Annotated in this window: 7 protein-coding genes; 1 reads left to right on the top strand and 6 read right to left on the bottom strand. The window is 36.4% G+C overall.

Annotation, left to right across the window (positions count from 1 at the left end; all coding sequences use genetic code 11):
- The first annotated feature begins 248 nt into the window (after nucleotides 1–248).
- Nucleotides 249–419 carry a hypothetical protein gene (locus QNH43_RS09305; protein WP_283917582.1) on the top strand — a complete coding sequence of 57 codons (171 nt, stop codon included), beginning with the start codon at nucleotides 249–251 and terminating at the stop codon, nucleotides 417–419.
- A gap of 747 nt (nucleotides 420–1,166) precedes the next feature.
- On the opposite strand, the gene QNH43_RS09300 is transcribed toward QNH43_RS09305, so the two are convergent.
- The 6 genes from QNH43_RS09300 to QNH43_RS09270 form a co-directional block, all read right to left on the bottom strand.
- Nucleotides 1,167–2,231, bottom strand: coding sequence for a sulfite oxidase (locus QNH43_RS09300; RefSeq protein ID WP_283917581.1), 1,065 nt, complete (start codon nucleotides 2,229–2,231; stop codon nucleotides 1,167–1,169).
- Nucleotides 2,232–3,119: 888 nt separating this feature from the next.
- Nucleotides 3,120–4,247, bottom strand: a complete 1,128-nt coding sequence (locus QNH43_RS09290) for a class II histone deacetylase (protein ID WP_283917580.1) — start codon at nucleotides 4,245–4,247, stop codon at nucleotides 3,120–3,122.
- A 211-nt stretch (nucleotides 4,248–4,458) separates the two neighbouring features.
- Complete coding sequence (locus QNH43_RS09285; RefSeq protein WP_283917579.1) at nucleotides 4,459–5,838, bottom strand: aminotransferase family protein; 1,380 nt, start codon at nucleotides 5,836–5,838, stop codon at nucleotides 4,459–4,461.
- A 47-nt stretch (nucleotides 5,839–5,885) separates the two neighbouring features.
- A complete protein-coding gene (locus tag QNH43_RS09280) occupies nucleotides 5,886–7,283 on the bottom strand; it encodes an APC family permease (protein ID WP_283917578.1) in 1,398 nt (465 codons plus the stop codon).
- Between the two features lie 119 nt (nucleotides 7,284–7,402).
- On the bottom strand, nucleotides 7,403–8,875 hold the full coding sequence (locus QNH43_RS09275) for an aldehyde dehydrogenase family protein (protein WP_283917577.1): 1,473 nt from the start codon (nucleotides 8,873–8,875) through the stop codon (nucleotides 7,403–7,405).
- A gap of 855 nt (nucleotides 8,876–9,730) precedes the next feature.
- Entirely contained in the window at nucleotides 9,731–10,567 is an 837-nt protein-coding gene (locus tag QNH43_RS09270) for a helix-turn-helix domain-containing protein (RefSeq protein ID WP_283917576.1), read from the bottom strand.
- Nucleotides 10,568–11,608: the final 1,041 nt, after the last annotated feature.

Below are 11,608 nucleotides of genomic sequence, written 5' to 3'. Positions count from 1 at the left end.
TTTTGCTCAACTAATTCTTAGTTCTTTAATGGTGTTTAGTAAAGTTATTGCTTTCGAAATAACTATTTTACCTTCCAAAGTGGGAGTAACTCTTAGAGTTTGGAACGGATTACCGCACGACACGATTGCTTACAAGGTCTTAACAGGATCAACGCATTCCTGTCATCACCATATTTTCAGCATAAAATTAAAATATCTAGGGAATTTATAATTACGTTAATCTAATGAAAAAGGAGATGATTATAAGTATGCTTGATAACCCATTGAATAAAGATAATCACGAAACCTCTGTAGAGTCAGTTGAAGGTGAAGCTGCTGTCAGCTCACCTAATGAACAATCCGAAGCCCCTCCAATAACTCAGTCAAGAAATCCTGAATTCGATCTTTTCGGCACAGGATTAAATGAGTATCCGTTTTAATTTAGATTCCTTATCACATGATACCTTTCGAATATTGTTGACGATACCAAGGCATTTCATCGCTGGATTCGTTTTAAAGGACTCATCCGCTCATTGGGATGGTTTGTTTAGGATGGGTCAGGTTACACAATGTCAATTTTCATTACGGAGGTTACGGTAATGCATTGTATATAAATAACAAAAAGCATTGGAAGTCCGCATTGATAGGCCATTATGGTTCAAAAAATCTGTAGAAAAGGTGAATAGGGTTCACCTTGACCTGTAGGTGAATTAGGATGTAGAAGAACAGCTGCCAGTCCATAACTTGATTAAATGATTCTACTACGAACATTCTCTAGTGTAGTTTCAGGATACTGGTCAGTGGTAGGTAATGTTCTAAGGAAAAGGAGTACCTTTTTTATTTATATGAACATACGAAAAATAAATTGTTGTTGTGGTGTAAATGAGGGTTGTGGGGGAAACGGTCAAAAATTCGAAAATGGTGAATTTAGCCTAACGCGTTGTTAGAATGACATAGTATTCTTATGGAACTATATTGCCCTTTAGTTCATTCAGGATATTTTACGTTCCTTTTAATTTTTCTTTTCATGGATTAACTCAATCGATTTAATCCATGAGAAGATAATCACGGCTGATTTTTCCTCCTATCCCTGAACTCGATTGGGTAACTTATATTTCTTCTTGATTCTACTACCAGGGTAACAAAAGTTTCTTCAGCCGTTTTCTTTCCTTAAATTAAAATTAAAGTTATTCTGCCTTAACCTTAATTTTATCAATGGCATTATACCCATAACCTTTTTTATTCCAATAAGGTATATTAGGTTGAACTTGACCAAATGAATCTGTTGCCCTGGATTTAATCGTGTACTCACCTTTTTTCAATATGTTCCATTCGAATGACCAGCTAACCCATCCATAACCAATATTCTTACGAGGTAATATATCAGCTTTTCTCCATGTATAGCCATCATCCATACTAATTTCCACCTTTGTAATAACTCCTTTTCCTGTCCATGCAATCCCTTTTATTACATGATTGCCAGTATTTATAATGTCCATATCCAGCGGTTTTTGGATGGTCGAATTGATATTTATTGTAGTGACTGGAAATGCATTTTGATCATTGTCATCATTTGGATAATACACGTAATCAATTGTTTGAAAGGGCCCATTGAATTTTGAATTAATAACAATTATCTGCTTTATCCACTTAACAGATGCCATTGCATACCACTGCGGAACTATTAACCTCAGTGGATAACCATGTTTAAAAGGAATGGGCCGATTATTATACTCATATGCAATAATGGTATCCGGATGCAGTGCTTTCTCGATAGGCAAACTCCTGGTGTAGGTGTAAACCTCATCTAGATCGGTCCTATTTCCATAATCATAACCCTCCACGACAACTTCTTTAGCCCCATCACCTAGTCCAGAAAGTTCAAGTAAAGTCCTTAATGGTACACCTTTCCACCTCCCTTGGCTAATGGCTCCCTTCCCCCATTGTTCCCCAGATATTTTAGGTTCGAATAGATTACGCTTGTCTCCCGAGCATTCAAGGACAACTTCCAGCGTTATTGATGGGTATTGAAGAATGTCTTGCATGGACAGAAGTAAAGGAACGGATACTAACCCATTTATAGGGAGCCAATAGTTTGAATTAGTAAGAGTCGGATAAGAAAAGTGGTTCCTTCTATAAAATAATTGGTTTTCCATACTATCATTATTGATGAATTGAATCGGTGTTTCCTGATTTTCAGGCAGCAAACTACGTGTAGTTAAATAAGGTTTCACTTTTTGAGGTTTTCTCATGATTCCCTCCTAATTAATATGAATCATTATAGATGTATACGTTCGTCACTGCCCATTTTATCCTACACACAATCTGTTTAAATCCAGTTTGACTAATCTTAAGGTCGATCATATTGAACTATATTTAAATGGCAATTTGCTGTGAATTTTCTTGGCAGCTTCGATAAATTCAAAATCAAACATGAAATCCAGTTCCTTCTTTATGATTCAAACCCCATTAACTTACATCCTTATTATTTCGAATATGCAACTAGTAAGGTCAGGAGTCAATCCCATTTTCCAGCTCTTAGGTTATTAATCCAATTGCATTTTTTAGAACTTTCGGTGCCTTTTTAATTCCTTCTGTTCCAATAAAACTGCTCGCACTCGCTATTAATACGCTTGAAGAAATGAATTTAACCACATAAAAAATTCCTGATCCAATAATTAGATCTAGGATTAAAAACCTTTTAATTGTTGAGCCTTTTATTATATAAATAACGATTTGGTCGTTTTTCTTCCTACTCAGCATTGTCACACCCTTATCTTTTTCCTAAATGTTATGTCAAAGAGGGGTTGTCATATTCTTCTGCTTCAACTGGCACCTATTTAATAAAGCTGCTTTCTGTGAAATGGAACTGAATGAGTTTTCCATATGTAACCCTCTTTTTCAACACCATATAAATTCACTTAAAATTGTTCGGAATTAAGGGTTTAGCTGAATACCTATGTGATTTCTAACAACCTTGGATACCCTCAATTCCCCTTCTTACCCTAAAAGAAAGAGCACCCAATGAACGGATGCTCTGAAACTATTTAAAATAGGGTTTAACCCATAATGGGGTTAACGGTTGTTTCTTTTTTTATCCGCTTTTATCTTGCTGCAATTTTTCTCTTTACTCTTACAAACTATTGATTGACTAAAAATCGCCAAAACTGTGACTGAATACTTATTACTTTTTCAACCGCCTCTTTTTGGTGCTTTGCCAACACATTCGTAGGAAGTCCTTTAATGGACTCATAAAATGGATCTTCTGTAACCTTACTTTTTAATCCACTTAAAGATTCAATTATTCTCAATGTACAAAATGGTACATATGCAGCACTATAACCACCTTCATGGCAAACGACTAAGCGCCCTTCGCAAATACGTTCAGCTAGATTCTTCACAATTGAAGTTATCATGCCATATCCATCTGCGGTGACCATCATATGGGAAAGTGGATCAAATACACTTGCATCTTGACCAGCTGCTACGATAATAAGCTCAGGCTCAAATTGCTCTGCTAAAGGCAGCACAACTTTTTCTAATGCATAAATGTACCCCGCATTGCCAGTTCCAGCAAGTAAAGGGATGTTTACATTGAACCCTTTTCCTTGACCTTCACCTATATGTTCGGCAAATCCTCTATCAGGTGGGAAATTAAGTTCTTGATGAATGGAAACAGTTAGTACCTCAGGGTCATCATAAAATGAACTTTCTGTTCCATTGCCGTGATGTACATCCCAATCTAAAATCATGATACGTTTTAAACCATATTTTTCACGAGCATGCCGTGCAGCCACTGCAACGTTGTTAAACAAACAAAAGCCTATACCTTTCTCCTTTTCAGCATGGTGTCCAGGAGGTCTTGTAAGAGCATATACATTTTGAACATGCCCTGCCATTACTGCATCAACTCCGGTTATTGTACCACCTGCAGATAAAAGTGCTATCTCATAAGAACCTTTTCCAACAAGAGCTAAATCACCTGCATCTCCACCATTTGCATCACTTAATTGTTTAACTTTTTCTACATACGAAGATCTATGGTTCCTCTCAATCTCTTCTCTTGTGGCTGCACGTGGTTTAATAACCTGTAACTCGTTCATAAAGCCGCTTCGTTCCAAAAGGTTTTTTACTCGTCTTTTACTTTTTGGACTCTCACCGTGTTCGTCAGCTTCAATCCATTCTCCGGGTCGCAGAAATAATGCACCATTTCCAGTGTCATGCCAAAAGTAACTTTCATCATATATAAATCCCGTCATTAATCCCATTGTAACTCCTCCCTTAACTGCACTACATATATATAAATAACAAGCAAGAACTTGGCATCCCGCTATTTAATTACATTCGAATCATACTATTGATATACTTGCAAGCGCTGTCATGATAATAGAAGTTATTCCGGATGAAACTGCCAATGTACCTGCTCCACCAAAAAATAAAAGAACCATTAATTTCACCTATCCACGGACTTACTTTCGACTACACTTGTTTTTCAAATATTTTAAGGGCATTTGACATTCTGTTGATAATCTCTTCAATCTGATTACTTCTAATGATAAGTGGCGGTGCAAGAGCAATGGTGTTTGAACCCTTCCAATCAAAATAACGTAATTGTAATCCTAACTCCATACACAAGTCTGTATAAAGCCCTGCTGCACGTTCTGATGGATCAAAAGATAATCCACTTTCGGGATCTTTTAACAGCTCAATTCCCGCTAGAAGACCCAGACCTCTTACATTTGTTACATGTTTATGGTTACTTTCCAGATACTTAAGACCTTTTAATAACTCTTCGCCACGTTGCCTGCTGTTTTCAACGATATTATCTCTTTCCAAAATTTCAATTGTTTTTAACCCAACAGCACAGGCCATCGGATGGCCGCTATACGTAAATCCATGGAACATCATTTCATCTGATTGTACAAATGCTTCCCTAACATGTTCTCTCATAATAACTGCTCCAAGATGTGCATATCCACTTGAAATACCTTTTGCAACACATAAAAAGTCAGGCACCATATCCCAATTATCAACACCAAACATCTTACCTGTCCGACCAAATCCACAAATAACCTCATCTGCAATCAATAATATACCATGTTCGTCACAAAGCTTTCGTACTGCTTGGAGATATCCATCTGGAGGGAATCGAACTCCACCAGCCCCTTGAATCGGCTCCAAAATGACAGCAGCTATGGTATCTGCTCCCTCTGATTCGATCAGTCCGCGAATGGAACGTGCATAATTTGGATCGTTTTTATCACCAAGTTCAGCCTTTAAAGCATGTGCTGCAGCTGTAAGGAAGTTTGGAGCATTGGAAGTCGTGAATTTTTGGAAGCCTTCAATACCTGTTGCACTTGTGGCTCCTAGAGTAACACCGTGGAATGATTGTTCAAGTGAAATAATTTTTGTACGGTGTGGCTGCCCTTTTACTTTCCAATAAAAGCGAGCCAATTTAAAGGCAGTATCATTAGATTCTGATCCTCCAGATGTAAAGAAGCAAACATTCAAGTCACCAGGTGCCAACGAAGCTACTTTTTGAGACAAAAGGATTGCTGGTTCGTTTGACTGTCCACTAAATGAAGAACTGTATGAAAGCTGGAGCATCTGTTGTTTTGCGGCTTCAGCAAGCTCTTCGTTGCCATAACCAAGGTTGACATTCCAAAGCATGGATACACCATCGATGCGCTCCTTGCCTTCTAGGTCTTTAAGATAAATTCCTTTTCCTTCCGAAAAAATGGTCGATGGCCCAGATAAATGATGAGCTTTTGGTGGTGTAGTCGGATGTAGGTAGTGTTTTCTATCAATTTCGGATAATTGTTTATGGGTCAAGTTATGTTGTTTATAAACTTGTGACATAATTATTTCCTCCTATAGTATCTTAATTTTATATTCTAAAAAAATAATTAATATTTTTCATCTTTAACCAATTTGTTGATCAGCCTTTGTTTGATGCCTCTTAATTCTTTTGAATACGCAGATCTTGCTATAAGATATATAAAACCAATCCCCATCCATGTAAATCCCACCACTTTTCCAGTTATTGAAAGGCCCCATAATATATATAAACAGACCGATATACCGATTAGCGGAACAATTAAAAACTTAAAGATATTTCTTTGTCTATTTTTAAAATAATAGTGATTAATCACACTTATATTTACAAAAGTAAATCCCAGTAACCCGCCAAATGATACCAGATCTGATACTAGTTTCATGTTCATTAATACAGCACCGATAATTCCCAAGATAGACACTAATAGAATATTATTAACCGGAGTTTTGTATTTTGGATGTATGTACCCAAAAAACTTAATAGGGATTACATTGTCTCGTCCCATACCCAAAAGCAACCGGCTTGTTGCTGACTGGCTTACCAATGCACTTGCCACTCCAGAAACTATGATCATAAGTGTAATGAAGGTCTGAAGGAATAAACCGCCAATAATATCAAGAACATTAAAAAATGCTGTATCTGGATTTTGAATAGACAAATAGTTTCCTAGCAGGATCACAGCCAAATACGTGACTGAAACATAAAAAATGGTTTGAATGATACAGGTAAACATAATAGCCGAGCCAATTTTTTTTCCCTCTATATTTGTTTCTTCTGCCAACGTAGTAATGGCATCGAACCCTAAGTAGGCAACAATAACAATAGCAGCCCCACTAATGACCGCACCACTAGAAAATGTACCTGGGTTATAAAGGGCATTAAATTGAATAAGTGAAAGATTGCCCTTCACAATATATTGGCTGGCACTGATAATGAATGTAAATACAGCTATGACCATGAGGAGGACTAAGATTGAATTTACTTTTGCTGCAATCTCTATACCGATTATATTTACAATTGTAATAGGTAAGGCAAAGATGAGAATCCAGGCCCAAATTGGGATACTCGGTACAAGGGCGTTCGCAAAATTAGCACTGATTAAAAAAGTCAGCATTGGAATTAAAAGATAATCGAGTATCATTCCCCATCCAGCTATGAACCCTAACTTTGGATGAAGCGCACGCTGTGCATAAGTATAAGTAGATCCGGCAACAGGATAAGCTTCCACCATTTTCCCGAAGCTGTACGCTGTAAATAACATGGCAACAAATCCAATAATATAGGAAAGTACAGAGTGTCCTTGTGAAGCTAATGTTATAATTCCAAATAGTGACATCGCAGCAACTGGCGCCATAAATCCGAACCCGAAAATAACTAGATCCCACATCTTTAAAGTTCGCTTTAAATCTGTTGTACCAGGTGCGATTGGTACACTCTCATTTGATTTTTGCGTTTCTATAATATACACCTCCAAAGATAAATACGTGGCGGATCATGAGAGATATTAAACCTTCTGCAAGCGAATGGGGATTAATTAAGCGTAATTTAACTGGGTGTTATAACAAGTTGGCTTATAAAAGGTGAATTTTATCCTCCATACCAGTTCAAGGCTTTTTCATTCAGGTCAACCCACACATGCTTCGTTTGAGTATACATATCCATAGCCTGTGTTCCCAATTCACGTCCAAAGCCACTCTGTTTTGTACCGCCAAAAGGTGCTACGCTATCTAAGTAACTGTATGAATTTACCCATACTGTTCCGGCTTTGATTCCGCGGGCCATTCGATGAGCACGCTTCAAATCATTCGTCCAAACCCCTGAAGCCAGTCCGTAAACGGTATCATTTGCTTTTTCAAGAGCATCGGCTTCATCTTTAAATCGAATGATAGAAGCAACAGGTCCGAAGATTTCTTCGCGGGCAATCGTCATATCGTTTGTAACATTTTCAAAGACTGTCGGCGTAAAATAATAACCATCCCCTGCCTCTGTAAAGCGTTCTCCACCAGTCACAAGTTTTGCTCCTTCTTTCAAACCAATCGATACGTACTTTTCAATTTGCTGTAACTGTTTATCTGAAACCTGTGGACCCATCTGAGTAGTGGTTTCAAGAGGGTTGCCGACACGTATTGATTGAGCTTTATTAACAAACAAGTCCATGAATTGGTCATAGATAGAATCTTGAACAAATATGCGGGATCCCGCTGCACATACCTGTCCTTGCGCAAAATAAATACCAAAGGCAGACATGTTCACTGCATCTTCCAAACTCGCATCATCAAAAATTATGTTTGGCGACTTCCCACCCAATTCCAAGGTAACGGGCTTTAAATTTTTACTGGCTGATTGCATGATTAGCTGTCCTGTCCGAGTGGATCCCGTGAAGGCAATCTTATCAATCCCCGGGTGAGAAACTAAGGCATCCCCCGCTGTATGTCCAAAACCAGGAACAACATTAATAACACCGTCAGGCAGTCCTACTTCCTTGAATATTTTAACTAACTCCAATATACTGACCGGTGTTTGTTCAGCTGGCTTAATGACCAAAGTATTTCCTGCTGCAAGCGCTGGAGCCAGCTTCCACATTGTTAGCATTAAAGGGAAATTCCACGGAACAATTGCGCCAATAACGCCGAGTGGTTCTCTTAACGTATAATTAAGTCGGTTTCCCGGAGATGCCAAGGTTTCTCCATGTACTTTGTTTGTTAATCCAGCGTAGAACTCCAAAACATCGATCGTCGCTGGCATGGCGATAAATTTTGTTTCTTTAATAGGCAGTCCATTATCCAACGATTCTACTTCAGCAAGAAAATCAGATTTTTCCCGCATTTTTAATGCAGCCTTATACAGCAAGCGCCCGCGCTCGCTTGGATCCATCTCTGCCCAGTGACCTTTTTCAAACGCTTGTCGCGCTGTCTTTACTGCAAGATCTACGTCTTCCACTCCGGCTTCTGCCACAATAGCATTTACTTTTCCCGTACCTGGATTAATTGACTCGAATGTTTTACCCGAGAGGGCATCAACCCACTTTCCATTAATAAACAGTTGATATACTTTTGTCATTGTTATAGTAACTCTCCCCTTGTGAAAAAATTTTTAACAAGATACTTTTAAATTTCACCAATTCTTATTAACTCTCGTTAAAAAGAATTGATAAATACTTTATAATCGTTTTGTTTCAAGTGTTATAAAAAGATCCAAAACTCAATAAAGTATTTCAATTTGCTAATTAAACAATATCAAAAACAAAAATATTTTTATTGGAGAAAGCGGAACATTTAGATAATTTTTATTTTTTAGATAATTTAACCTGAATGAAACTGTTTGAATGTAAATATTTATAGACTTTTCAACGAATGACTACGAAAAAAAAGCCTTTTTATGGCCGAAGAGATTCGGTAGTATTTAGGATTTTTATGCATAGGAGCCATGCCAAAAGCTTTTGATAACCCTGAAATCTCTCGTTATAATAGTAATTAATGTATTGACCGATAGCCTGACATGCTGCTTCCATGGTTTTTGGCAGAGGCCGATACAATTTTTCTGTCATTTATGAGAGAAGAAGCTTTCATACCAGCATGTAGCGATACTTTACTGAATTACTTTCATTGCACAGGGCTCTACTTTTCCTATTTATCAGCAGTCTTAGATATACTTTGAAATTGATTCAACTAACGGAAAACTTTTGCAAGAATGCCTTGATTCACTCAGATTAAGGTCTCCAATCCACAACCAAAGCCTGATAACAAGATCAAGAAATTCGGAGAAAAATTTACGGCCTTTCCCCGATTTAATACCGAGAAAAGGCCATTTCTAAATATACTCATTTTTCATCGTCTGTTTAAACAGGTTTTTATGTGCACGTATTTGCTCTCTTTTGTATGAGCTACTTATATCATCTTCATTCGCCCACGTTGTTTACAAACTAGAATATGTATACCCTGCTGAGAATTTTTCAGTGAATTTATTGGGTGTCATATAACCAAAATTTTTAAAATCATTTATTATATGTGCTTGATCATAATAGCCATTTTCCATAATAACATCTTTGAGCGTACAGTGATTGATTTTGAGGAGCATGCTTATGGAAGATTGGAACCTCACAATTTGACTGAATAATTTTGGTGAAATCCCTACATGTTCTTCAAATTGTTTACGCAAATATCTAGTTGAATACCCCATCTCTTTTGCCAATTGGATCATTGTGATATTTCCTCTATTCATGTAAATATTATGTAGTGCATATTCTATTGCTTTAGAGGATGAATCGACATTAAAAATAAACTTTCTAATTGTTTCGTTAAATAGATTAATTTTACCTAAAAAGTTCCGCTCAGAGATTAGTCTTTCAACAATCTGGGAATCCAATGAAACCATGTCAAGTAACGGCACTTCTTTATCGATTATTTCTTTCATGGAGTAATTCATTTTATGTGTTTCTTGATTTGGCATGAACCTTACCCCAAAGTATTCATTGTCGGCATGAAGATTAATCGATTTGGTCTGTAATACGCTTCCACATACATTAGCGAATGGTGCTTTCTCATTACAGCAAAATAGGATATCAATACAACCATCAGGTATAACTGTGATGACATTGAACATATCTTTTTTCATTTTGAATTGATAAAAAAGGATAGTAGATTGATTTTGTTTATTTCTCTCTTTATGCTCTAAATAATAATCCGTAAGAATTTCAAATTCCGGCTGCAATGGGAGGTAACTATTAGTTTTTGTATGCTGAAGATTAATCACAGTTCATATCTCTCCTTTTAATGCTTTTCAACATTTTAATAATCATGATTACCCATAAATTTTCTTACTGTAAGGGGTCTAAATAATAGTATTTACAGCATGGAGAAAATTAAAAAGCTAAGGATTATAAAGGAACCAGCGCTAAAAAATCTTTTAATGGCATGGGAACCACACAGAAAATCCGAGTCATTTCCGAATAGTAAATATGGTTAAGAAATAAGAGAGTGTTTGCATTTTTGGCTATCATTTTAGTTAAGATACCATATGTGCAAAACGAACAATCGTCGATATTCTTATTTATCTGAATCATAACTAAATGATTACATATTTTCAATTTATTTATCAGAGCAGCTTATAAATAAGGAAAATTACAAAATCCATAGATTCATGTATAATCCTTCTATCAATGTAAGTACTTTTTCAACTTCCCATTATCAAATCATACAACGAGTAACAAATTGAAAGGTATTTTCAAAACCATGGAAAGGACAAAGGTTTAAACATAATTCATCGCAGCAAACCATGTCCCACATCTAATTATTTTCTCATAATGGGTCCTTTGGATTCACAAAGCCTATCTAGTATTGTCGGGGATTGTCCCTTGCTTCTGAAAAATGTAGTTTCCCCAACAAGTTGATACTTGGTAACAGGAGTGAATTAATTTTGCAGGAGTTTAAATATTAATATCATATTGATTCTGCTTACTTTTTTCTTTTCTTTCTTCTTTCAAGAAAGACAAATATCCGGTTAACAAATAACAAGCACTGATTCCAATAAATAATAAAATTTTTATATAAACCATCCTGCATCCTCTTCCCTATTGTCTAAGTTTAGATGTAAAAACATTTAAAAATCCATTCCTAAAAACAAAAAACTCAGATTATAATAGCCGTCCAAATAAGAGGTATGTGTACAATATAGTTATAAAGCTAATAGAATAAAAGTCTAGATCTAGTAATTTTAAAATAACTCACTTTTTAAGGGCAGGCTTCCTTCATGAGATAACCTGCCCTTTAATAGTCAATACACGAAAATATACGA

It is taken from the genome of Peribacillus simplex (genome assembly GCF_030123325.1).
In the GTDB taxonomy this organism is placed as follows: domain Bacteria; phylum Bacillota; class Bacilli; order Bacillales; family DSM-1321; genus Peribacillus; species Peribacillus simplex_D.
The sequence above is the reverse complement of the archived record's forward strand: the minus strand, read 5'-3'. Positions and strand labels throughout refer to the sequence as shown.

Bases quoted from the DNA above. Each gene is read 5' to 3' on its own strand.
- QNH43_RS09305 (WP_283917582.1), top strand. From the start codon at position 249: ATGCTTGATAACCCATTGAATAAAGATAATCACGAAACCTCTGTAGAG.
- QNH43_RS09300 (WP_283917581.1), bottom strand. From the start codon at position 2,231: ATGAGAAAACCTCAAAAAGTGAAACCTTATTTAACTACACGTAGTTTG.
- QNH43_RS09290 (WP_283917580.1), bottom strand. From the start codon at position 4,247: ATGGGATTAATGACGGGATTTATATATGATGAAAGTTACTTTTGGCAT.
- QNH43_RS09285 (WP_283917579.1), bottom strand. From the start codon at position 5,838: ATGTCACAAGTTTATAAACAACATAACTTGACCCATAAACAATTATCC.
- QNH43_RS09275 (WP_283917577.1), bottom strand. From the start codon at position 8,875: ATGACAAAAGTATATCAACTGTTTATTAATGGAAAGTGGGTTGATGCC.